Origin of the sequence: Bacillus sp. ISO11, from assembly GCF_003458115.1 — a bacterium.
GTDB classification, from domain to species: domain Bacteria; phylum Bacillota; class Bacilli; order Bacillales; family Bacillaceae_G; genus Bacillus_A; species Bacillus_A cereus.
Map to the genome: position 1 here is coordinate 268,470 of NZ_QXCO01000002.1, position 22,117 is coordinate 290,586.

The following is a 22,117-nucleotide window of genomic DNA, read 5'->3' on the forward strand; positions in this document are numbered from 1 at the left end:
TTAAGCAAGGAGGGTTATACCAGTTGAAGGAAAAAGCGTATCAATCTAAACCTTTACTCACAAAGAGAGAGAGAGAAGTATTTGAATTGCTGGTTCAAGATAAAACAACGAAGGAAATTGCAGGTGAACTTTTTATAAGTGAAAAGACAGTTCGCAACCATATCTCAAACGCAATGCAAAAGCTAGGGGTTAAAGGACGTTCACAAGCAGTTGTGGAGCTTCTTCGTATGGGAGAGCTCGAATTATAAGAAAGCAGCCGACTTTTATATAAAAGTCGGCTATTTTTTGTTTGCTTCACTTGCTATATGAATGATAAGAACACTCCATACATAAATAGGTAATAAGGAGGGGATATGTTGAAAAGGATACTGTTAGTTTCAACAAGTGCTCATGATATGAATGGACACCCGACTGGTTTGTGGCTGGAAGAGCTCGCAGCTCCTTATCATGTATTTAAAAAGGCTAAGTTTGATGTTGATATTGTGTCAATAAAAGGTGGGAGAGTACCTATAGATAGAGTGTCTATTCCGAATGGTATACCTCGCGAATTCAAGCATGTAGCTTCTTTATTGCAAAATACGAGGCCGATTTCAAATGTTCATTTTTCGGATTATGATGCGGTTTTATTTGGTGGTGGGCACGGGGCGATTGTAGATTTTCCAGGTAATCCATATGTAGTAAATTTGATTGAGAATATGTATAACAATAACCGGATTGTAGCGGCTGTTTGTCACGGAGTAAGCTCCTTAGTCGGTGTGAAAAATCAGGATGGCTCGTTTTTTGTTGCGGGTAAGCGTATAACAGGTTATACAAACGATGAAGAAAGAGCTGTACATTTAGAAAAGCGCGTTCCGTTTTTGCTAGAAAGTAAGTTGAAAGAAGAAGGAGCTTTGTTTTATGTAGCCCCCAATTTTACGCCGCATGTAGTAGTAGATGGTCATTTAATTACAGGACAAAATCCACAGTCTAGCGTGGAAATAGGTAAGGCTATAAAAAGGGCTGTAAATAAATTATCGTCATTTTAATTTCTGCTCATTTCTTCTTATTAATGGGAATGTCTTCTTTTCAAAAAAAGATGGAGCAATGAATATGCACTTTATATAGAAGAAACCGACTTTCTTATAGAAGGTCGGTTATTTTTCTATCTTGCAAATTACGAAAAAAAGGAGCAAAATAAAAAAGGTCCTAGTCTATACATGGGAAAATGAAAATTTTCATACAGAAGCATTTGAAGTGAGCGAACTTAAAGTGTGTAAAATATAATGATAAGCATAAAAGATGATGAATGAGAAAACGGGTGATGAAGTTGAATAGAGCAATCGGTGTTATCGATTCAGGAGTTGGCGGTTTAACAGTAGCAAAGGAATTAATTCGTCAGTTGCCGAAAGAGCGTATCATATATTTAGGAGATACAGCACGTTGTCCTTATGGTCCACGTTCTCGAGAAGAAGTACGTCAATTTACGTGGGAAATGACGGAGCATTTACTAGATTTAAATATTAAAATGTTAGTTATTGCGTGTAATACAGCAACTGCAGTTGTATTAGAAGAGATGCAAAAACAATTACCAATTCCAGTAGTAGGAGTTATTCACCCAGGATCACGTACAGCTTTAAAAGTGACAAACACGTATCACGTTGGGATTATTGGAACGATTGGAACGGTGAAAAGTGGTGCATACGAAGAGGCGTTAAAGTCTATTAATAACCGTGTTATGGTAGAAAGTTTAGCTTGTCCACCTTTCGTTGAACTTGTAGAGAGTGGGAATTTCGAAAGTGAAATGGCGTATGAAGTTGTAAGAGAAACGCTGCAACCACTGAAAAGTACCGATATTGATACACTTATATTAGGGTGTACACATTATCCGATTTTAGGACCTGTTATTAAAAAAGTAATGGGAGATAAAGTGCAACTAATTAGTTCTGGTGATGAAACAGCACGTGAAGTAAGTACAATCTTATATCATAGTAAAATGTTGAATGAAGGAGAAGAACAAAGCGATCATCTCTTCTTAACAACAGGAAAAATAGGCTTGTTTAAAGAAATTGCATCAAAATGGTTCGGTCAACCGATTGAAAATGTGAAGCATATTCATTTAGAAAAAGAATAATAGTAGAATTTATATAAGTGAGCTCCTGAGAAATCAGGAGTTTTTGTTTTATCTTGCTATTTGCTGGGTAGTAAGCCCCCTGCTGATTAAAGTTTCAATTTATAAGAGGCACAGCTTGTTCTAAAACGTGAAACAGCTCGTATACATAATAGTACAAACTTAGATTTTAGGGGGGAATGGCATGCCTAAATCCACTTTTAAATGGGTTGTTGGTGCTACTGTGAGCGCTGTTTTACTAACAGGGTGTGGCTTTATAAATCAAGAGAAAGCAACTGAACAAATTGATCCGCCAAAACAAGTTACGTATACAGAGGGTGGGAAGAAAGAAGTAGCTAAAAAAGATAAGCAAGGGCAAATGGTAAATAGAGAACTATACCTTGTTGATAAAAATGGTTATGTTGTACCACAAACGTTAGCTATACCTACTCCGAAAGCAAATGAGACTGTGAAGCAAACGTTAGAATACCTTGTGAAAGATGGACCGGTAACGAATTTATTACCAAATGGGTTTCGTGCAGTCATTCCGGCGAATACAACGATGACCTTAGATTTGAAAAAGGACGGAACGGCAGTTATTGATTTCTCTAAAGAAATGAAAAACTATGCGAAAGAAGAAGAGCGTCAAATCGTTGAATCTATAGCTTGGACGTTGACACAATTTACAGAGATAAAACAAGTGCAGTTCCAAATAAATGGTGAGAAATTGGCAAAAATGCCGGTTGGTGGTACACCGCTTGGTGAAGGAGTGAGCCGTGCAAATGGTATTAACTTCGATGATGAACAAGTAACAGATGTAACAAATACAAAACCAGTCACACTGTATTTTATGGCGCAAAATAATAATAAACAGCAATACTACGTACCAGTCACACGCCGCGTTGCGGAAGGTAAAGAAAATGACTATGCAGCAATTATAGATGAGCTTGTAAAAGGTCCGATCCATCAATCGCTCCTAAATGATTTTAATCCAGGCGTTAAGCTTATTACGAATCCGAAATTACAAGACGGAAATCTTACATTAAACTTTAATGAAAATATATTTGTAAACCCAGATAAAAATATGATTTCAAATTACGTATTGAAGTCGTTAGTTTTATCTTTAACAGAAAAGAAAGGTGTGAAAAATATTTCTATTGAAGTAAATGGAAAAGCAAATCTTATAGATGAAAAGGGCGGAAAGTTAATAAAACCTGTAGATCGTCCAGAAAACGTGAATACAGGTAGTTTTTAATCTTGAATAATTTGATATACTTAAGTAAGAAAGGAGAATTGCTTTTTGGGTTCTCCTTCTTTTATTGTATACATATCATACATTTAAATTTGGCTATACTAACGAGTAGTAATTAAGAGGAGGTTATTTTTATGCGAGTAGATGGTAGAGAGAAAACAGAATTACGCCATATACATATTCATACGAATTATTTAAAACATCCAGAAGGATCTGTATTAATTGAAGTTGGGGATACAAAGGTGATTTGCTCAGCAACAATTGAAGAGCGTGTACCACCGTTTATGCGTGGAGAAGGAAAAGGATGGGTAACAGCTGAATACGCGATGATTCCGCGTGCAACAGAACAACGTACAATTAGGGAGTCAAGTAAAGGGAAAGTAACAGGACGTACAATGGAAATCCAGCGCTTAATTGGACGAGCATTACGTGCGGTAGTTGATTTAGAAGCGCTTGGCGAGAGAACAGTTTGGATTGACTGTGATGTTATTCAAGCGGATGGTGGAACGAGAACAGCTTCTATTACAGGTGCATATGTAGCGATGGTATTAGCTTTCGAGAAATTATTACAAGCAGAAAAAGTATCTAAAATTCCAGTAAAAGATTATTTAGCAGCAACGTCAGTAGGAATTGTTGAAGAACAAGGTGTTGTTTTAGATTTAAACTATGCAGAAGATTCTAAAGCAGACGTTGATATGAATGTAATTATGACTGGAAAAGGTCAGTTCGTTGAAGTGCAAGGAACTGGAGAAGAAGCGACGTTTAGTAGAGCGCAGTTAAATGAATTACTTGATGCAGCAGAACAAGGCATTTTCCAACTGATTGATATGCAAAAAGAAGCGTTAGGTGACATCGTATCTCATATAGAGTAGAGGTGGAAAAAATGAAACAAGTTGTTGTAGCGACAAAAAATATGGGGAAAGTACGTGAGTTTGCTGAGTTATTTGAGCGATTTGATTTAGAAGTGAAATCATTACACGATTTTCCTCATATTGAAGAAGTCGAAGAAACTGGTGAAACATTTGAAGAAAATGCGATCTTAAAAGCAGATAGTTTGAGTAGACAGTTGAATGCAATTGTAATTGCGGATGATTCAGGTCTTATTGTAGATGCGTTAAACGGGAAACCAGGCGTGTATTCAGCTCGTTTTGCTGGAGAGCCGAAAGATGATCAAGCGAATATTGATAAAGTGTTACAAGAATTAAATGAAGTAGCGTTTGAAAAGCGTAAAGCTCGTTTCTATTGTGCATTAGCAGTTGCTTTCCCTGAAGGTGATAAAAAGCCTGTCATTGTAAACGGGACATGTGAAGGATTTATTTTAGAACAACGCCGCGGGGAAAACGGCTTTGGATATGATCCGATTTTTTATGTGGAAGAATATAAAAAAGCGATGGCGGAACTAAGTTCAGATGAGAAAAATGCTATTAGCCATCGTGGCCGTGCTCTTCGTAAATTAGAAGAAAAAATCCCGGAATGGTTTTTAGGAGAATAAGGGAGAGAGAATGATGAAAGCTTTAATCGTAAGTGATAGTCATAGCTCTGTGAAGGAATTACAGCAGTTGAAAGAGAAATATGAAGGGAAAGTAGATATCATGATTCATTGCGGTGATTCAGAGCTAACGCCTGCTCATGAAGAACTGCAAGGTTTCCGTGTTGTAAAAGGAAACTGTGATTATGCTAACTTTCAAGATGAAATTGTAACTGATGTAGATGGAATTCGCTTCTTAGTTGTGCATGGACATCGCCATAATGTGAAAATGACATTACAAACGCTAGCGTACCATGCTGAAGAAGTGGGAGCGCAAGTTGCATGCTTTGGACATTCTCACGTATTAGGTGCGGAATTAATCGAGGGCGTTTTATTTATTAATCCAGGCAGTATTTTATTACCACGTCAGCGTGTAGAAAAGACATTTGCTTTATTAGAAATGGATGAAAATCAAATGGAAGTTCGTTTTGAAACGTTAGACGGACAACTAGTTGAACAAGCAGTTTTTAAAAGAGGATAAGAAAATTTATCCTCTTTTAAAAAAGGTGTTGACTTTATGTGTGGTTATACATATAATAAATATTGTCGATAGGGCAACGGCGCTAACGAAGAAAAGAAAATAACATATGCGGGTGTAGTTTAGTGGTAAAACAAGAGCCTTCCAAGCTCTGGTCGAGAGTTCGATTCTCTTCACCCGCTCCATGTCCCAGTAGCTCAGCCGGATAGAGCATACGCCTTCTAAGCGTACGGTCGGGAGTTCGAATCTCTCCTGGGACGCTAAAAAAACCTTGTTATCTTTTGATAACAAGGTTTTTTGTTTGTCTAAAATTTGATGTTTGGGTTATAGGTGTAGTTCATTCTTGATATTTGCGACCTTTCCTTTGATATTAAGTAGTTGCATATGTACTTCTTTTTCTTAAATAAAAAGAGCGCCATTTATGCGCCCTATTCCTCTTATTTAATTTAAAGAATCAATAGGTTTATGATGGAACTCAAATCCATATCCAGATTCTCTTAATTGTTTACTTACAATATTATAAAACTCTTTACCATTCTAGTACAATTCAGCAGCAGTTATCGGAACTTATTCCCGGTAGTGTGTTACAATTAATAGAAGCGGAAAACGAGAATCTCCAATTGACTGGACCTGTGATTGGTTAGATGGTTTAAGAAGGTCGTATAAAAAAGGGAGATGGCGCAAAGATGGCGAGATCAAATGAGAATGATTTAACGGAGAAATTGGCGGAAGGTCACCGGAAATATGGTGATGGCAATTTTACAGTACAGAACATCGGTGATGAAACTAACCCGAATTGGACTGTCGTAAAAAATGTGAGGAAAGGATCGGCAGGCATTCGCGAAGGAGAAGATATATTAAGACTGCGATCAAAATATATAAAATAGTACGGAAATGGGCGGAGCGGGAGTTCGAATCTCTCCTGGGACGCTAAGAAAACCTTGTTATCTTTTGATAACAAGGTTTTTTGTTTGTTTTAAATTAGTTGTTAATAAACTTGTCAAAGACAAAACCATAATCTTTCACATTATATTGTTTCTTCGTATCAACGAGCCAGTTAAAAGCGATTTCGTTTATTTCTTTAAACTGTTCTGCTAAATTTACTTGTGCGTTTGAAATACGGCTGAAAGCGTTAGATGCCATATCTAAACTTTTATGTGCATACTGCAATGTAATATCGTTGTCGTATGAGATTTCTTCTATTTTAAGTAAAGCTTTATATAAATCTTTTAATTCTTCAATATGTTTTTTATGGACATCAATTGAATAGTGTTCATCGCCCATTTGGAACTTAATTTCTACATCTAAATCAATCGTTCCCGCAGTTTCAAGCGCTACGTTTTTAATTTGATATTTACTATAGCTAAAGCGGCGTAGTGTACGTTTTTTACTTGTTGCGCTTGTACCGTCTAAGTGAATTAACCCTTTGTTTGTGAAGCAATATTCATCTGATTTCGATTTAATTAGAAAGTAAATTTTCTCCCCATCTTCATGCATTACATAATCATCGGCATCGACCTTATCATAGTCTTTAGGTGTAATAACAGAACCTACATCGCTTAGTCCTAATACATCTGCGGCCATTTTTTTAAACATATATAATCCCCCTTGTAAATTAAAGTCTTAATTGTACAAAAATATATTAACATGATCTTCATCCTTTGTTTTCTTGTAATACGAAAATATCTGAAGGTAAGTTAAGAAAAGTAATGAATAATTATTTTGATCCTAAATTATTTAGTAAATCTATTAGTTTAAGAGTGGATTCTCCGAAAAATAACCAAGAGAAAAAAGTTAATTTTGCAAGTGATTATAAATAAATTCCGTGAAAGCACCTCAAGCGATATGAGGTGTTTTTCAATCTCTTTTTGAAATCTTACAATTCTGTAAGGTAACTGTAAGGTAGTTCGATGGTAAGAAATTGCTAATCTTTTATAATGAAGATAACAACGATAAAACGAGGAGGCAGAAATGATGAAAGGATTAGTTGTAACGGGCTTGACGGTTGCTTTTGGATTTGTAGCGTATGAGAAATTAACGTATGTAGTTGATGTTGTGAAACATTTGATTGCTTAGAGAAAACAGCCATGAGAGGGAAAGGGAATGAGTGAATGAATGGAATGGTTATTTGGAATTATAGGTACTTGTAGTGTAGTGTTATTGTTCTTTGTCCCAAGTGGTATACTTAGTTCGACAACAAGTTTGTTCTTCTTAAGTTTGTTTGCTTGTACGATGCTTATTATTATGTTTTTAATGAAGCGAAGTAAACCAATCTTCTATTTTAGCATGATTGTTATGGCAATTATTGTTCTCCAAATTATTACCCTTGTAATATACCCCACAATTATAAAAGCTTTCCATTAATGATGAATCCTCTGCGTTTGTTGCTGGGGATTTTTACTTGTACAATTTTAATTTTTAGTAGAGATTTATTTGTATTGGAATGTAAAAATTAAATATTTTCATATTTCAAACAAATAGTTTTGGGATGTTGTGTTCTCATTACGCATTTGATATATTTACTTTGAACATAATTAAAATCAAGAAAAAGAGGCGGACGTATGGATAAAAAAGAAAATACGGTCGTATTGTTTCCACAACTATCAGAGCGCTATATTGATGAAGGTTTTTTAGCGCTGAAAGAGCGGAAGTTCGAAGATGCATTGCGCTGCTTTGAAATATTACGTCAGTATAATGCGGAAACGGAACAAACGGAATTAGCTTCAGTTATTTGTTTACTCGAATTAAAACGTATGGAAGAAGCGAAAGACAAATGTGAACAGTTGCTTAAAACAGGAGTTGTCTTATTTGGTGATATTCTTGAAACGTACGTGACTATTTTAGTTCAAACAAATGATTATGAAGGTGTTATTGAAACTGTTGAAAAGGTTTTACAAACGAAAGATATAATGCCTGATCAAAAGGAAAAATTAGCGCAGCTTGCTTTATTTGCAGAAGGTATGCTAAATGAGGGAGACGCATCGCTAGTGGATTCAAATTTTGAGTTGGATGAGTTTACTAAAGAAATTTTTGGAGAAAACTTTGGACAGAAGCTAAGAGCGATTCAGCGACTTTCATTAAAAGACTTAGATCTTGCATTACCTGTTTTAAAGAAATTTTTAATAGACGAAGAGCAACACCCCTATTTGAAAACTTCTATTTTGTATAAAATGATAGAAAGTCAGGTAGAAGAGGAAATAGAGGTAGAAAAGTTTGGGAATACGATTAAGGTAATTCCAGCATTTACAGGTCATAATGAGGAGCAATCCAATAACATTATACATAAATTATCAAGTCGATTAGAGCAAAAATATCCCGATATATTTGAAGCGATGGTTACATATTGGAAAGAATTGCAAATTAGCGTTTTCCCATTCGCTCTATTAATGGATAAAGAAGAGATTTGGTCAGCTGTTTTAGAGAGAATTGGAAGAAAGCGTTTCGGATTGGCTATTGATGAAGAAGAGCTTATGGCAGCATACAATATCGAATTGGAAGAGTTTCATATTGCCTATCAATGGTTATTACGTGTTGAAAGAGAAGGATATTTGCCCGTATAATTATGAAAAAGAATCGTTCAGTTCTTGAAACGAGCATATTCTATGTTATAATGTAAGGGTTGCAAAAGGCAGAAAACTGCCTGTTTGTAAGAGAAGAGAAGTGTAATTCTCTTACTTAATATGTTTCATATTATTCTCGAACAAAATATACCGTAGTTGTCTTCTGGGCAATTAGTAGATTGGAACATTATATCTGAAAGCTTTTGCTAGAGGATTATTTGTGTATTTGTTATTTCAAAAAAGAGATAATGAAGATCTTAATCTATAGAGGTATGTGCATACATTATTATAGTTGGAGGGAAAGAATAAATGTCTACAAAATGGGAAAAATTAGAAGGTAACGTTGGCGTTTTAACAATCGAAGTTGATGCTAAAGAAGTAAACAACTCTATCGACGCTGCGTTCAAAAAAGTAGTAAAAACAATTAACGTACCAGGTTTCCGTAAAGGAAAAATGCCTCGTCCATTATTCGAACAACGCTTTGGTATTGAATCTTTATACCAAGATGCTTTAGATATCATTTTACCAAAAGCATACGGTGAAGCGATTGAAGAAGCTGGTATCTTCCCAGTTGATCATCCTGAAATCGACATCGAGAAGTTCGAAAAAAATGCTAACCTTATCTTCACTGCAAAAGTTACAGTAAAACCTGAAGTTAAATTAGGTGAGTACAAAGGTTTAGCAGTAGAAAAAGTTGAAACAACTGTAACTGACGAAGATGTAGAGAACGAATTAAAATCTTTACAAGAGCGTCAAGCTGAACTAGTTGTTAAAGAAGAAGGAACTGTTGAAAACGGTGATACAGCTGTAATCGACTTCGAAGGTTTCGTTGATGGCGAAGCATTTGAAGGTGGAAAAGGCGAAAACTACTCTCTAGCAATCGGTTCTGGTACATTCATCCCAGGTTTCGAAGAGCAAGTAATCGGTCTTAAATCTGGTGAGTCTAAAGACGTTGAAGTATCATTCCCAGAAGAGTACCATGCTGCTGAATTAGCTGGCAAACCAGCAACATTCAAAGTAACAATTCACGAAATCAAAACAAAAGAACTTCCTGAGTTAAACGACGAGTTCGCTAAAGAAGCAGACGAAGCGGTTGCAACTCTTGATGAATTAAAAGCAAAACTTCGCACAAACTTAGAAGAAGGCAAAAAGCACGAAGCTGAGCACAAAGTACGTGACGAAGTAGTAGAATTAGCTGCTGCTAACGCTGAAATCGAAATTCCAGAAGCTATGATCAACACTGAGTTAGATCGTATGGTTCGTGAATTCGAGCAACGTTTAAGCCAACAAGGTATGAACCTTGAGCTTTACTACCAATTCACAGGTACTGATGCTGACAAATTAAAAGAGCAAATGAAAGAAGATGCACAAAAACGTGTAAGAATCAATCTTGTTCTTGAAGCTATCATTGAAGCTGAAAACATCGAAGTTACTGAAGAAGAAGTAACTGCAGAAGTTGAAAAAATGGCTGAAATGTACGGTATGCCAGTAGACGCTATCAAGCAAGCTCTTGGAAGCGTAGACGCTTTAGCTGAAGATCTTAAAGTGCGTAAAGCTGTAGACTTCTTAGTAGAAAACGCTGCATAATAAAATAACAAGGCACGATTAAAATCGTGCCTTGTTTTATAAATATAGAAATATATTTATAAAACTTTTCGATGGAGAAGGAAAAGTTCCTTTACAAGTCGAATATACATATTTCAAAAGTTTTAAAAATTTTTTATTTGTACATAACTAGTCATATTATTTGTATTTCTCGCCACGTAGTGACATAATATGTATTTACATACGATACATTTATCGTGTACATACGAAGGCAAGAGGTTAGCACTTTGTAAGGGGTGTGAAAATATGTTTAAATTTAATGATGAAAAAGGGCAATTAAAATGTTCTTTCTGTGGTAAAACACAAACGCAAGTTCGAAAGTTAGTGGCAGGTCCAGGTGTTTACATTTGTGACGAGTGTATCGAACTTTGTACTGAAATTGTACAAGAGGAGCTTGCGAAGGACGAAGAAGTAGAATTCAAAGATGTACCGAAACCGGTAGAAATTCGTGAAATCTTAGATGAGTATGTCATCGGGCAAGATAGCGCGAAAAAAGCACTAGCGGTAGCGGTATATAACCATTACAAACGCATTAATTCTAACAGCAAAATTGATGATGTAGAATTAGCGAAGAGTAATATCGCACTTATCGGGCCAACAGGTAGTGGTAAAACATTACTTGCACAAACGTTAGCGCGTATTCTAAATGTTCCATTTGCAATCGCGGACGCAACATCTTTAACAGAAGCTGGATATGTTGGAGAAGATGTAGAAAATATCTTACTAAAATTAATTCAAGCAGCTGATTATGATGTAGAGAAAGCGGAAAAAGGAATCATTTATATTGATGAGATTGATAAAGTGGCACGTAAGTCCGAAAATCCATCAATTACACGTGATGTATCTGGTGAAGGTGTGCAGCAAGCACTTCTGAAAATTTTAGAAGGTACTGTAGCAAGCGTTCCACCTCAAGGTGGTCGTAAGCATCCGCACCAAGAGTTTATTCAAATTGATACAACGAACATCTTATTCATTTGTGGTGGAGCGTTTGATGGCATTGAGCCGATTATTAAACGTCGCCTTGGTGAAAAAGTAATTGGATTTGGTTCTGAGAAGAAAAATGCTGATGTAAATGAGAAGCATGTTTTATCTCACGTATTACCAGAGGATCTTTTAAGATTTGGTTTAATTCCAGAGTTTATCGGTCGTCTTCCAGTTATTGCGAACCTAGAGCCACTTGATGAAGATGCTCTTGTTGATATTTTAACGAAACCGAAAAATGCACTTGTTAAGCAATTCCAAAAACTATTGGAGCTTGACGATGTTGAGTTAGAGTTTGAAGAAGGTGCACTAATCGAAATTGCGAAAAAAGCAATTGAACGTAAAACGGGTGCTCGTGGACTTCGTTCTATTATTGAAGGCTTAATGCTTGATGTAATGTTCGAACTTCCATCTCGTAAAGATATCGAGAAGTGTATTCTTACAAAAGAAACAGTAGCTGATAATGAGCCGCCAAAATTGGTGTTACAAGACGGTACTGTACTTGATACAAAAACATCTGCATAATGCGAAAGGGAAACAGCAATTTTTATAATTGCTGTTTTTCTTTATGTTTAGCTACGTTCCTCCGCGGAAATACTAAGAGATAAAATATTGCGGGAGGAAATAAATAATGAGCTGGACAAATATATTTTTAGTTGTTCAACTTGTTTTTGGTGTAATTGTCGGATTGTATTTCTGGCATTTACTTCGAAATCAACGAACACAAAAAGTTTCAATTGATCGAGAATCGAAAAAAGAATTAGAACAGCTTCGTAAAATGCGTGAGATTTCTTTAACAGAGCCGCTAGCAGAAAAGGTGCGTCCTACAACCTTTTTAGATATTGTAGGGCAAGAGGATGGAATTAAGTCGTTAAAAGCGGCTCTTTGTGGTCCGAATCCGCAACATGTAATCATATATGGCCCACCAGGTGTTGGGAAAACAGCGGCAGCACGTCTTGTATTAGAAGAAGCGAAACGAAATCCTAAATCTCCATTTCGTACGAATGCAACATTTATTGAACTTGATGCGACAACAGCTCGGTTTGATGAACGTGGTATCGCAGACCCTTTAATTGGTTCGGTGCATGATCCGATTTATCAAGGTGCTGGGGCGATGGGGCAAGCAGGTATTCCGCAACCGAAAAAAGGTGCTGTAACAGATGCACATGGTGGTATTTTGTTTATTGATGAGATTGGCGAGCTCCATCCGATTCAAATGAACAAAATGTTAAAGGTGTTAGAAGATCGAAAAGTATTTTTAGAAAGTGCGTACTATAGTGAAGAAAATACGATGATCCCAACATATATACATGATATTTTCCAAAAAGGCTTACCGGCAGATTTTCGCTTAGTTGGAGCAACGACACGTTCGCCAGAGGAAATTCCTCCTGCTATTCGGTCACGTTGCTTAGAAGTATTTTTCCGTGAATTAGATACGGAAGAAATTCAAAAAGTAGCGAAAAATGCCGCGGAAAAAGTGGAAATGCAAATAGGTGAAAATGGTATTGAGATGATTGGGATGTATGCAAGGAATGGACGAGAAGCGATTAATCTCGTGCAAATCTCTGCGGGTATGGCGATAAATGAAGAACGTTCTTTCATTAAGGATGAAGATATAGAGTGGGTTGTTCACTCAAGTCAGCTTACACCGAAATATGAAAAGCGCATTTATCCGATTCCAAGGATTGGTCTTGTAAATGGTCTTGCTGTATACGGACCAAATACAGGTGCGTTATTAGAAATTGAAGTAACAGCAATTCCGGCGAAAGATAAAGGATCGGTAAATGTTACCGGAATTGTGGAAGAAGAAAGTATTGGTAGTCAAACGAAATCGATTCGTCGTAAAAGTATGGCGAAAGGCTCTGTTGATAATGTATTAACAGTACTTCGTTCTTTAGATGTGTTGCCAGAAGGATATGATATACATATTAATTTTCCAGGTGGTATCCCAATTGATGGACCTTCTGCGGGAATCGCTATGGCAACAGGTGTATATTCTGCGGTGCACCGCACGTATGTAAATAATGAAGTAGCGATGACAGGGGAAATAAGTATACACGGAGAAGTAAAACCTATTGGTGGCGTGTACGCAAAAATAAAAGCTGCGAAAAAAGCGGGAGCTAAGAAAGTCATTATTCCTGCTGAAAATATGCAACCATTTTTGTATACGATCAAGGGAATTGAAATTATTCCTGTTCGTAAGTTAAAAGAAGTATTTGAGTTAACGTTTATGCAAGAAAATATGTATAGAGAGCTAGATGTACATACTCACGTAGACGAAACAGATGCACAATCTATGTAAAAATAAACAATAATAAAATTTGCCAGACTTCGTTTAAGTTTGTATGCTTAATCGGAGTCTTTTTTCTTTTCGTGAGGTAGAAAAACAAGCTATTTACAATTGCGCGGAATCTCAGCAATTGCATCTAGGTGTATTGTAATATAAAATAGTTGAACAGGAGTTTAATTTATTATGGAGGTGCTATGTCTAGTATGAATACGAACGAAAGAATCGTGCCCCTCCTACCATTAAGAGGCGTTCTCGTATATCCAACGATGGTTTTGCATCTTGATGTAGGACGTGATAAATCGATACAAGCACTAGAGCAGGCGGCAATGGATGAAAATATCATCTTTTTAGCAATGCAAAAAGAAATGAATATCGATGATCCGAAAGAAGATGACATATATAGTGTAGGTACGGTGGCGAAAGTGAAGCAAATGTTAAAATTGCCGAACGGTACGCTTCGTGTCCTTGTGGAAGGTTTACATAGAGCAGAAGTAATAGAGTTTATCGAAGAAGAAAATGTAGTACAAGTGTCTATTAAAACGGTAACTGAAGAAGTAGAAGATGATTTAGAAGAGAAAGCTTTTATGCGTACGTTACTGGAGCATTTCGAACAATATATTAAAGTCTCGAAAAAAGTTTCAAATGAAACATTTGCAACGGTAGCTGATGTGGAAGAACCAGGGAGATTAGCTGATCTAATTGCTTCTCACTTGCCAATTAAAACGAAGCAGAAACAAGAGATTCTAGAGATTGTATCTGTAAAAGAACGATTACAAACACTTATTTCAATTATTCAAGATGAACAAGAGTTACTTAGCCTAGAAAAGAAAATTGGGCAAAAAGTGAAACGTTCCATGGAGCGCACGCAAAAAGAATATTTCTTACGTGAGCAAATGAAGGCGATTCAAACTGAACTTGGCGACAAAGAAGGCAAGGGCGGAGAAGTAGAAGAACTTCGTGAGAAAATTGAACAGTCAGGAATGCCGGAAGAAACAATGAAGGCTGCGCTGAAAGAATTAGATCGTTATGAAAAGTTACCAGCAAGTTCTGCGGAGAGTGGTGTTATTCGCAATTATATTGATTGGTTATTAGCGCTTCCGTGGACAGAGGCAACAGAAGATATAATTGATCTTGCTCATTCGGAAGAGATTTTAAATAACGATCATTACGGTCTTGAAAAAGTGAAAGAGCGTGTACTTGAATATTTAGCTGTACAGAAGTTAACGAATTCATTAAAAGGACCTATCCTTTGTTTAGTAGGCCCTCCTGGGGTAGGCAAAACTTCGTTAGCGCGTTCAATTGCAACATCATTGAATCGTAACTTCGTCCGTGTATCTCTTGGTGGTGTGCGTGATGAATCTGAAATTCGTGGTCACCGCCGTACATATGTTGGAGCAATGCCAGGACGCATTATTCAAGGTATGAAAAAGGCGAAAACAGTTAATCCAGTCTTCTTATTAGATGAGATTGATAAAATGTCTAACGATTTTCGTGGAGATCCATCAGCGGCATTACTTGAAGTATTAGATCCAGAACAAAACCATAACTTCAGTGATCATTACATTGAAGAACCATATGATCTATCAAAAGTTATGTTTGTAGCAACTGCTAATACACTTTCAAGTATTCCAGGTCCATTACTTGACCGTATGGAAATCATTTCGATTGCTGGCTATACAGAACTTGAAAAAGTACACATTGCTCGTGAGCATTTATTGCCGAAACAATTAAAAGAACATGGCTTACGAAAAGGTAATTTACAAGTGCGTGATGAAGCGCTGCTTGAGATTATTCGTTATTATACACGTGAGGCTGGTGTTCGTACGCTAGAGCGCCAAATTGCAAAAGTTTGCCGTAAAGTAGCGAAGATTATCGTTACAGCAGAACGTAAACGTATCGTTGTGACAGAGAAAAAGATTGTTGATTTACTTGGTAAACACATATTCCGTTATGGGCAAGCTGAAAAAACAGACCAAGTTGGTATGGCAACAGGTCTAGCTTACACAGCAGCAGGCGGCGATACACTTGCCATTGAAGTTTCTGTAGCGCCAGGAAAAGGGAAACTAATTTTAACAGGGAAACTTGGGGATGTTATGAAAGAATCAGCACAAGCTGCGTTTAGTTATATACGTTCTCGTGCAGAAGAGCTTCAGATCGATCCGAATTTCCATGAGAAAAATGATATTCATATTCACGTTCCAGAAGGAGCAGTTCCAAAAGACGGACCGTCAGCAGGTATTACGATGGCAACGGCACTTATTTCTGCGCTAACAGGTATTCCTGTAAGTAAAGAAGTGGGTATGACAGGTGAAATTACACTTCGTGGTCGTGTATTACCAATTGGTGGTTTAAAAGAAAAAACATTAAGTGCTCACCGCGCAGGCTTAACAAAAATTATTTTGCCAGCAGAAAACGAGAAAGATTTAGATGATATTCCAGAGAGCGTAAAAGAAAACCTTACGTTTGTGCTTGCATCTCATTTAGATGAAGTATTGGAGCACGCATTAGTAGGAGTGAAACAATGAAAGTAACAAAAGCAGATATTGTAATTAGTGCTGTTAAACCAGAACAATATCCAGACAGTGATTTACCAGAAATTGCATTAGCAGGTCGTTCAAATGTGGGGAAGTCTTCCTTTATTAATAAAATTTTAAATCGTAAAAAGTTAGTGCGTATTTCTTCTAAACCAGGAAAAACGCAAACGCTGAACTTTTTCTTAATCAATGAGATGATGCACTTTGTTGACGTTCCAGGTTATGGATATGCGAAAGTATCTAAATCGGAGCGCGCTGCATGGGGGAAAATGATTGAAACGTACTTTACAACGCGTGAGCAATTAGACGCAGCTGTATTAGTAGTTGATTTACGTCACCAACCAACAAGTGATGACGTGATGATGTATGATTTCTTAAAGCATTATGAAATCCCAACAATTATTATTGCGACGAAAGCCGATAAAATTCCGAAAGGGAAATGGCAAAAGCATTTAAAAGTTGTAAAAGAAACGCTTGCTGTTGAAATTGGCGATGAAATTGTTCTATTCTCTTCTGAAACAGGACTTGGAAAAGAAGAAGCGTGGAAAGCAATTCATAAATTTACAAAAACAAAAAACGCGTGACGAATGTCGCGCGTTTTTGTTTTGCTAAATTTTTTAGCGTACGTTTAATGTAACTTCAATATTTCCTCGTGTTGCTTTCGAGTAAGGACATACACCGTGAGCCGCTTCTACAAGTTCTTGTGCTTCGTTATGTGAAACGCCAGCCACATGTACATCAAGTACCGCAGATAGACCGAAACCACCATCTGTATCTTTTCCGATAGAAACGTGAGCAGTTACTTCTGTACTTTCTACTTTCACACGTTTTGTACGAATGACAAGTTGTAATGCACTATCGAAACAAGCTGCATAACCAGCTGCAAATAGTTGTTCTGGATTTGTTGCTTCTCCGCCTGCACCACCTAGTGCTTTCGGCATTTTTACATCAAGATTTAATATGCCATCATCTGAAACTACTTTCCCATTTCTTCCACCTGTTGCTGTTACTGAAGCAGTATATAATTTATCCATATTTATTCCCCTTTTCCATCATTAATTGTTTTCATTGTGTCAATTAGTTTATTTAGTTGAATTAATAAAGAGCGATATTCTTGCTCTGTAATTCCTAAGTTTGTAGCCATCGTTGTCGGTAATGAACAAGCCTTTTCCTTTAAATCTTTGCCTTGTTCTGTTAATTCAATACAAACTTTTCGCTCGTCTTCTTTGGAACGAACACGTTTTACAAGTTTTAATGATTCCATGCGTTTTAACATAGGTGTTAACGTACCAGAATCTAAAAATAGACGTTCTCCAATTTCTTTTACTGTTAGTCCATCTTGCTCCCATAGTACGAGTAAAGTAATGTACTGGGGATACGTAATACCCATTTCTTCTAAATAAGGTCGATAAAAACGAGTAACCTCTCTAGAGCAGGCGTAAATAGAAAAACAAAGTTGGTTATCTAGATGCAAAGAGTCCTCTGTCATAAATAACTCCCTTCTAATTAAATTGTGCGCAATTTAATTTTGTAAAACCAATATAACGAAAAAGAAATACAATGTCAAATACATTGTATTGAGAAAGTCTTTGTTGCATTTTGGAACAATCATACATATTTTCCTTCATGATGAAAGAAGATAGGGAAGATGATGTTATAATTTATATGGAATAGTTTCCATCACTTGATTATGAGGGCTTTTTTTGGTAACGTACAAATAGAGTTATTAATTTATAATCATTATAAAGTAGAAGTTTTTTTTATTAGTGTTACTGAATCTCCTTTATTACATACGGAGAATAATTAAAAAATAATCGGTTGTTCACACGATTGTCAGATTCATAAGAGGAAAGTTGTATTATGATAGTAGATAAAGTGATAAAACGGGTGAAGGGGGACATGCTGCGTGCATATTCTTGTTGTTAGTGTAAATTATCGAACAGCCCCTGTAGAATTTCGTGAGAAACTCACATTTCAGGCAGCAGAACTAGAGCGAGCGATGACTACATTACAAAATCAAAAGAGCGTGTTAGAGAATGTCATTGTATCAACTTGTAATCGCACTGAGATTTATGCTGTTGTCGATCAATTACACACGGGACGGTATTATATTAAGAAGTTTTTAGCTGATTGGTTTCAGCTTGAAATAGAAGAAGTCGCGCCATATTTAACTATTTTTGAACAAGATGGTGCAATAGATCATTTATTCCGCGTAACGTGCGGTTTAGATTCTATGGTAGTCGGAGAAACGCAGATTTTAGGTCAAATAAAAGATAGCTTTTTAGAAGCGCAACAAGTTAAAGCAACAGGCACAATTTTTAATGAATTGTTTAAGCAAGTCATTACATTAGCAAAACGTGCCCACTCAGAAACAACAATCGGGGAAAGTGCGATGTCTGTTAGTTATGCTGCTGTTGAGCTTGGAAAGAAAATATTTGGCGAGTTAACAGATTGTCATGTGCTTATTCTTGGTGCTGGTAAAATGGGCGAACTTGCACTGCAAAACTTATATGGAAGTGGTGCTCGTAAAGTAACAGTTATGAATAGGACGCTTTCGAAAGCAGAAGTAATGGCTGAGAAATATATGGGACATGCAAAATCGTTAAGCGAATTACAATGTGCATTATTAGAAGCAGATATTTTAATTAGTTCAACTGGTGCATCGGAGTATGTCATTACGAAAGAGATGATGACGAAGGTAGAGAAAATGCGCTCTGGTCGCCCTTTGTTTATGGTTGACATTGCAGTGCCACGTGATATTGATCCAGCGATTGATGAGCTAGAAGGTTCTTTCTTGTATGATATTGATGATTTACAAGGAGTAGTGGAGGCAAACCGTGCTGAGCGTTTGAAAGAAGCAGAGAAAATTCAATTTATGATTGAAGAGGAAATTGTTCTATTTAAAACGTGGTTAAGTACACTTGGTGTTGTTCCATTAATATCAGCTCTTCGTGATAAGGCACTTGCAATCCAAAGTGAAACGATGGTAAGCCTAGAGCGAAAAATACCAAACCTTAGTGATCGTGAGAAAAAAGTCATTAGTAAGCATACGAAAAGTATTATTAATCAATTATTAAAAGACCCAATTTTAGTAGCGAAAGAAATAGCTGCTGAAGAGGGAGCGAGCGAAAAATTAGCGTTATTTGCGAAGATTTTCGATTTAGAAACGGAAGACGTAGAGAGTTGTGCGGAAGAAGTAGAACATAAAAAAGTGTGGACACCATCCGTTCCATCTTTATAATTTGGAAGGATGATCGGATGAGTTTTTTAAATAACAGTATTATTTATCATATTGCAATTATTTTATATGCTTGTAGCATTAGTTTATATTTTATAGATTATTTCCAAAGTAACCGAAAGGCGAACCGATTTGCTTTTTGGTTACTTGCGATTGTATGGGTCCTGCAGTCTATTTTTATGTTGCTTAGGGCTACAGATTCAGAAACGAATCCTATTTTAACTTTATTATCAGGGATTTATTTTTATGTTTGGTTATTGATTACGATGTCGTTAGTCATTAATCGATTTATGAGAATCGACTTTTTAGTCTTTTTTACAAATGTTGTTGCATTTGGCGTAAGCGCTTTTTCTATTTTTACACCGCTCGGAAAGATGTCGCCAGTACTTGCGGAACAATTAGTTTCAGAACTTGTATACGTGCATGTCGGTATGGCAATTATTTCTTACGCAACGTTTACTGTATCGTTCATTTTTTCTATTATGTACTTATTACAATATCGCCTATTAAAAAAGAAAAAATGGAATGCGAGATTAAGAAGGTTAGGGAATTTACCGAAGCTAGAATCTATGTCTTACGGATTAAATTTATTTTCTGTTCCATTTTTCTTACTAGCAATTTTATTAGGATGTATATGGGGATATACAAAATTGGATAATTTCCATTGGTATGATACGAAAGTAATCGGATCTTTTGTCGTTCTATTTGTGTATTGCACAGGTTTATATTTACGAGCGGCAGATGTGTTGCAAGGTAAGAAAATTGTACAGTGGAATATCGGATCGTTTCTCGTAATGCTAGTAAACATTTTTCTATTAAGCAGTTTATCCAATTTCCACTTTTGGTATTTATAATGAGGAGAGAGAATTATGCGCAAAATTATTGTAGGATCACGAAAGAGTAAACTAGCATTAACGCAAACAAACTGGTTTATTGATCAGTTAAAAGCCCTAGGTCTACCATATGAATTTGAAGTGAAAGAAATTGTCACAAAAGGTGATGTTATTTTAGATGTTACTCTTTCAAAAGTAGGCGGCAAAGGCTTGTTTGTAAAAGAGATTGAACACGCGCTACTTACGAAAGAAATCGATATGGCTGTACATAGTATGAAAGATATGCCAGCCGTACTTCCAGAAGGTTTAATGATTGGCTGTACACCAAAGCGTGTTGACCCTCGTGATGCTTTTATCTCAAAAAATGGAGCATCGTTTAAAGAGTTAGCGGAAGGTGCTATTTTAGGTACGAGTAGTTTAAGACGTAGTGCACAGCTACTCGCTGCGAGACCAGATTTACAAGTTAAGTGGATTCGCGGGAATATCGATACACGTTTACGTAAATTAAAAGAAGAAGATTACGATGCGATTATTTTAGCGACAGCTGGATTACAAAGAATGGGCTGGGATGATGAAGTTATTACAGAACATTTAGATGAAGCGTTATGTGTACCTGCTGTAGGACAAGGTGCATTAGCGATTGAGTGTCGTGAGGATGATAAGGATTTATTGCAATTGTTAGCGCATATTAATGATACGATAACAGAAAGAACAGTGGCAGCGGAGCGAGTATTTCTTCATAAACTTGAAGGTGGATGCCAAGTTCCAATTGCTGGATATGCAACCCTTACAGAAAACGATGCAATCGAATTAACAGCTCTTGTCGGCTCTATGGATGGCTCTGTTTTATTAAAAGAGACAGTAGTGGGTACTAATCCTGAGGAAGTAGGATTAGAGGCCGCGGACCGTTTAATTAAGCAAGGCGCCAAAGAACTCATTCTTGCTGCAAATAAGGAGCAACAATAAATATGAACGCTCTCGCTGGAAAAACGGTATTGATTACACGTGCCCAGCATCAAGCGAAACAAATGAGTGTAGCAGTGAAAGAAAAGAGCGGAATTCCATTGGAAATTCCGCTTTTGCGTATGGAAGGTATGTCTCATAGGCAAATTCAACATATTGAAGAGCAGCTACATTCATACGACTGGGTTATTTTTACGAGCAGAAATGGTGTAGCTTTTTTTCTGGATAGTTTAAAAAAGAAACTACCACTAACCATTAAAATCGCTGCGGTAGGTGTGAAAACAAAATTAGAGTTAGAAAAAAGGGGCTATCAAGTTCATTTTGTTCCGACTTTATTTGTTGCAGAAGCATTTGCAGAAGAGTTTCTAAAAGAATTAAGTGGAAATGAACGTATTTTATTTCCGAAAGGGAATTTAGCAAGAGAGGTAATTCCGGTTGCACTTCGGGAAATTGGTATTTCTCTAGATGAGCTAACCGTATACGGTACGAAAGTGAATATAGAAAAAAAGCAAGAGCTTATAGCGGCATTGAAGTTAGGGAAAGTAGACATTATTACATTTACGAGCCCTTCAACTGTTACTAGTTTTGTTCGTTTACTTGAGGGTACAAACTGGAGAGAATGGACAAAAAAATGTACAATTGCTTGTATAGGACCTATTACGGAAAAAGAGGCAAGTCTTTATTTTCCGTCTGTTATTGTGCCGAAAGAGTACACTGTAGAAGCATTACTACAATGTGTTTGTGAATCTATAAAATGAAAGAATGGGGA

Annotated in this window: 22 protein-coding genes, 2 tRNA genes and 1 pseudogene; 21 read left to right on the forward strand and 4 right to left on the reverse strand. The window is 36.6% G+C overall.

Translation table 11 applies throughout. From position 1 onward, the window contains the following. Positions 1–23: 23 nt before the first annotated feature. From gerE to D1166_RS03370, 9 genes are all read left to right on the forward strand, one after another. Positions 24–248 carry a spore germination transcription factor GerE gene (gene gerE, locus D1166_RS03330; protein WP_000659484.1) on the forward strand — a complete coding sequence of 75 codons (225 nt, stop codon included), beginning with the start codon at positions 24–26 and terminating at the stop codon, positions 246–248. 105 nt (positions 249–353) lie between these two features. Then, the gene (locus D1166_RS03335) at positions 354–1,025 is read left to right on the forward strand and encodes a type 1 glutamine amidotransferase domain-containing protein (RefSeq protein WP_000919606.1); all 672 of its coding nucleotides are present in this window, start codon (positions 354–356) and stop codon (positions 1,023–1,025) included. 275 nt (positions 1,026–1,300) lie between these two features. Continuing rightward, positions 1,301–2,110 (forward strand): glutamate racemase, encoded by an 810-nt coding sequence (racE, locus tag D1166_RS03340; RefSeq protein ID WP_000774005.1) that lies wholly within the window; start codon positions 1,301–1,303, stop codon positions 2,108–2,110. A 181-nt stretch (positions 2,111–2,291) separates the two neighbouring features. Then, a complete protein-coding gene (gene gerM, locus D1166_RS03345) occupies positions 2,292–3,341 on the forward strand; it encodes a spore germination protein GerM (RefSeq protein WP_001126749.1) in 1,050 nt (349 codons plus the stop codon). 131 nt (positions 3,342–3,472) lie between these two features. Continuing rightward, positions 3,473–4,210, forward strand: coding sequence for a ribonuclease PH (gene rph, locus D1166_RS03350; RefSeq protein ID WP_001261765.1), 738 nt, complete (start codon positions 3,473–3,475; stop codon positions 4,208–4,210). Positions 4,211–4,221: 11 nt separating this feature from the next. Then, positions 4,222–4,830, forward strand: a complete 609-nt coding sequence (locus tag D1166_RS03355) for an XTP/dITP diphosphatase (RefSeq protein ID WP_000815943.1) — start codon at positions 4,222–4,224, stop codon at positions 4,828–4,830. Between the two features lie 13 nt (positions 4,831–4,843). Beyond that, positions 4,844–5,347 (forward strand): metallophosphoesterase, encoded by a 504-nt coding sequence (locus D1166_RS03360; protein WP_000645505.1) that lies wholly within the window; start codon positions 4,844–4,846, stop codon positions 5,345–5,347. A 108-nt stretch (positions 5,348–5,455) separates the two neighbouring features. Further along, positions 5,456–5,529: transfer RNA gene (locus tag D1166_RS03365), tRNA-Gly, on the forward strand. 1 nt (position 5,530) lies between these two features. Then, positions 5,531–5,604: transfer RNA gene (locus D1166_RS03370), tRNA-Arg, on the forward strand. A gap of 181 nt (positions 5,605–5,785) precedes the next feature. Here the strand turns inward: D1166_RS03370 and D1166_RS32270 are convergent. Beyond that, positions 5,786–5,878 (reverse strand): annotated as a pseudogene (locus D1166_RS32270) (DUF6572 domain-containing protein); the annotation flags it as partial. Positions 5,879–6,030: 152 nt separating this feature from the next. Here D1166_RS32270 and D1166_RS03375 point away from each other — a divergent pair. Then, the gene (locus tag D1166_RS03375; RefSeq protein WP_000124460.1) at positions 6,031–6,231 is read left to right on the forward strand and encodes a hypothetical protein; all 201 of its coding nucleotides are present in this window, start codon (positions 6,031–6,033) and stop codon (positions 6,229–6,231) included. A 94-nt stretch (positions 6,232–6,325) separates the two neighbouring features. Here D1166_RS03375 and D1166_RS03380 read toward each other — a convergent pair whose 3' ends face one another. Continuing rightward, a complete protein-coding gene (locus D1166_RS03380; RefSeq protein WP_000473866.1) occupies positions 6,326–6,940 on the reverse strand; it encodes a PH domain-containing protein in 615 nt (204 codons plus the stop codon). A 519-nt stretch (positions 6,941–7,459) separates the two neighbouring features. On the opposite strand from D1166_RS03380, the gene D1166_RS03385 reads away from it, so the two are divergent. The 7 genes from D1166_RS03385 to ysxC all read left to right on the forward strand — a co-directional run bounded on the left by D1166_RS03385 (position 7,460) and on the right by ysxC (position 16,898). Next, a complete protein-coding gene (locus D1166_RS03385; protein ID WP_001983650.1) occupies positions 7,460–7,708 on the forward strand; it encodes a hypothetical protein in 249 nt (82 codons plus the stop codon). A gap of 197 nt (positions 7,709–7,905) precedes the next feature. Beyond that, positions 7,906–8,904 (forward strand): hypothetical protein, encoded by a 999-nt coding sequence (locus D1166_RS03390; RefSeq protein ID WP_000358271.1) that lies wholly within the window; start codon positions 7,906–7,908, stop codon positions 8,902–8,904. Between the two features lie 309 nt (positions 8,905–9,213). Then, a complete protein-coding gene (gene tig / locus D1166_RS03395) occupies positions 9,214–10,491 on the forward strand; it encodes a trigger factor (protein ID WP_000105215.1) in 1,278 nt (425 codons plus the stop codon). Positions 10,492–10,755: 264 nt separating this feature from the next. After that, the gene (gene clpX / locus D1166_RS03400) at positions 10,756–12,015 is read left to right on the forward strand and encodes an ATP-dependent protease ATP-binding subunit ClpX (protein WP_000472289.1); all 1,260 of its coding nucleotides are present in this window, start codon (positions 10,756–10,758) and stop codon (positions 12,013–12,015) included. A gap of 106 nt (positions 12,016–12,121) precedes the next feature. Next, complete coding sequence (gene lonB / locus D1166_RS03405; RefSeq protein ID WP_118043244.1) at positions 12,122–13,792, forward strand: ATP-dependent protease LonB; 1,671 nt, start codon at positions 12,122–12,124, stop codon at positions 13,790–13,792. Between the two features lie 182 nt (positions 13,793–13,974). Beyond that, positions 13,975–16,305: an endopeptidase La gene (gene lon / locus D1166_RS03410; protein ID WP_000097285.1), complete on the forward strand. Its 2,331-nt coding sequence runs from the start codon at positions 13,975–13,977 to the stop codon at positions 16,303–16,305. After that, positions 16,302–16,898 (forward strand): ribosome biogenesis GTP-binding protein YsxC, encoded by a 597-nt coding sequence (gene ysxC, locus D1166_RS03415; RefSeq protein ID WP_000869116.1) that lies wholly within the window; start codon positions 16,302–16,304, stop codon positions 16,896–16,898. The genes lon and ysxC overlap by 4 nt, the downstream gene beginning before the upstream one ends. A 33-nt stretch (positions 16,899–16,931) precedes the next feature. Here the strand turns inward: ysxC and D1166_RS03420 are convergent, their stop codons facing one another. Both D1166_RS03420 and D1166_RS03425 read right to left on the reverse strand, forming a co-directional pair. Then, positions 16,932–17,348, reverse strand: a complete 417-nt coding sequence (locus D1166_RS03420) for an organic hydroperoxide resistance protein (protein ID WP_000359779.1) — start codon at positions 17,346–17,348, stop codon at positions 16,932–16,934. Between the two features lie 2 nt (positions 17,349–17,350). After that, positions 17,351–17,803 carry a MarR family winged helix-turn-helix transcriptional regulator gene (locus D1166_RS03425; RefSeq protein WP_000133916.1) on the reverse strand — a complete coding sequence of 151 codons (453 nt, stop codon included), beginning with the start codon at positions 17,801–17,803 and terminating at the stop codon, positions 17,351–17,353. Between the two features lie 417 nt (positions 17,804–18,220). Between D1166_RS03425 and hemA the strand changes: the two genes are divergently transcribed. From hemA to hemD, 4 genes are read left to right on the forward strand one after another with little or no spacing between them, the layout of a single operon-like run. After that, positions 18,221–19,555, forward strand: a complete 1,335-nt coding sequence (gene hemA / locus D1166_RS03430) for a glutamyl-tRNA reductase (RefSeq protein ID WP_000547867.1) — start codon at positions 18,221–18,223, stop codon at positions 19,553–19,555. Between the two features lie 17 nt (positions 19,556–19,572). After that, the gene (locus D1166_RS03435) at positions 19,573–20,406 is read left to right on the forward strand and encodes a cytochrome c biogenesis protein (RefSeq protein ID WP_000008991.1); all 834 of its coding nucleotides are present in this window, start codon (positions 19,573–19,575) and stop codon (positions 20,404–20,406) included. A gap of 15 nt (positions 20,407–20,421) precedes the next feature. Beyond that, a complete protein-coding gene (gene hemC / locus D1166_RS03440; RefSeq protein ID WP_001226396.1) occupies positions 20,422–21,351 on the forward strand; it encodes a hydroxymethylbilane synthase in 930 nt (309 codons plus the stop codon). 2 nt (positions 21,352–21,353) lie between these two features. Further along, entirely contained in the window at positions 21,354–22,106 is a 753-nt protein-coding gene (gene hemD, locus D1166_RS03445; RefSeq protein WP_000992342.1) for a uroporphyrinogen-III synthase, read from the forward strand. Positions 22,107–22,117 lie beyond the last annotated feature (11 nt).

Bases quoted from the DNA above. Each gene is read 5' to 3' on its own strand.
- D1166_RS03335 (WP_000919606.1), top strand. From the start codon at position 354: ATGTTGAAAAGGATACTGTTAGTTTCAACAAGTGCTCATGATATGAAT.
- racE (WP_000774005.1), top strand. From the start codon at position 1,301: ATGAAGTTGAATAGAGCAATCGGTGTTATCGATTCAGGAGTTGGCGGT.
- gerM (WP_001126749.1), top strand. From the start codon at position 2,292: ATGCCTAAATCCACTTTTAAATGGGTTGTTGGTGCTACTGTGAGCGCT.
- rph (WP_001261765.1), top strand. From the start codon at position 3,473: ATGCGAGTAGATGGTAGAGAGAAAACAGAATTACGCCATATACATATT.
- D1166_RS03355 (WP_000815943.1), top strand. From the start codon at position 4,222: ATGAAACAAGTTGTTGTAGCGACAAAAAATATGGGGAAAGTACGTGAG.
- D1166_RS03360 (WP_000645505.1), top strand. From the start codon at position 4,844: ATGAAAGCTTTAATCGTAAGTGATAGTCATAGCTCTGTGAAGGAATTA.
- D1166_RS03375 (WP_000124460.1), top strand. From the start codon at position 6,031: ATGGCGAGATCAAATGAGAATGATTTAACGGAGAAATTGGCGGAAGGT.
- D1166_RS03380 (WP_000473866.1), bottom strand. From the start codon at position 6,940: ATGTTTAAAAAAATGGCCGCAGATGTATTAGGACTAAGCGATGTAGGT.
- D1166_RS03385 (WP_001983650.1), top strand. From the start codon at position 7,460: ATGGAATGGTTATTTGGAATTATAGGTACTTGTAGTGTAGTGTTATTG.
- D1166_RS03390 (WP_000358271.1), top strand. From the start codon at position 7,906: ATGGATAAAAAAGAAAATACGGTCGTATTGTTTCCACAACTATCAGAG.
- tig (WP_000105215.1), top strand. From the start codon at position 9,214: ATGTCTACAAAATGGGAAAAATTAGAAGGTAACGTTGGCGTTTTAACA.
- clpX (WP_000472289.1), top strand. From the start codon at position 10,756: ATGTTTAAATTTAATGATGAAAAAGGGCAATTAAAATGTTCTTTCTGT.
- lonB (WP_118043244.1), top strand. From the start codon at position 12,122: ATGAGCTGGACAAATATATTTTTAGTTGTTCAACTTGTTTTTGGTGTA.
- lon (WP_000097285.1), top strand. From the start codon at position 13,975: ATGTCTAGTATGAATACGAACGAAAGAATCGTGCCCCTCCTACCATTA.
- ysxC (WP_000869116.1), top strand. From the start codon at position 16,302: ATGAAAGTAACAAAAGCAGATATTGTAATTAGTGCTGTTAAACCAGAA.
- D1166_RS03420 (WP_000359779.1), bottom strand. From the start codon at position 17,348: ATGGATAAATTATATACTGCTTCAGTAACAGCAACAGGTGGAAGAAAT.
- D1166_RS03425 (WP_000133916.1), bottom strand. From the start codon at position 17,803: ATGACAGAGGACTCTTTGCATCTAGATAACCAACTTTGTTTTTCTATT.
- D1166_RS03435 (WP_000008991.1), top strand. From the start codon at position 19,573: ATGAGTTTTTTAAATAACAGTATTATTTATCATATTGCAATTATTTTA.
- hemC (WP_001226396.1), top strand. From the start codon at position 20,422: ATGCGCAAAATTATTGTAGGATCACGAAAGAGTAAACTAGCATTAACG.
- hemD (WP_000992342.1), top strand. From the start codon at position 21,354: ATGAACGCTCTCGCTGGAAAAACGGTATTGATTACACGTGCCCAGCAT.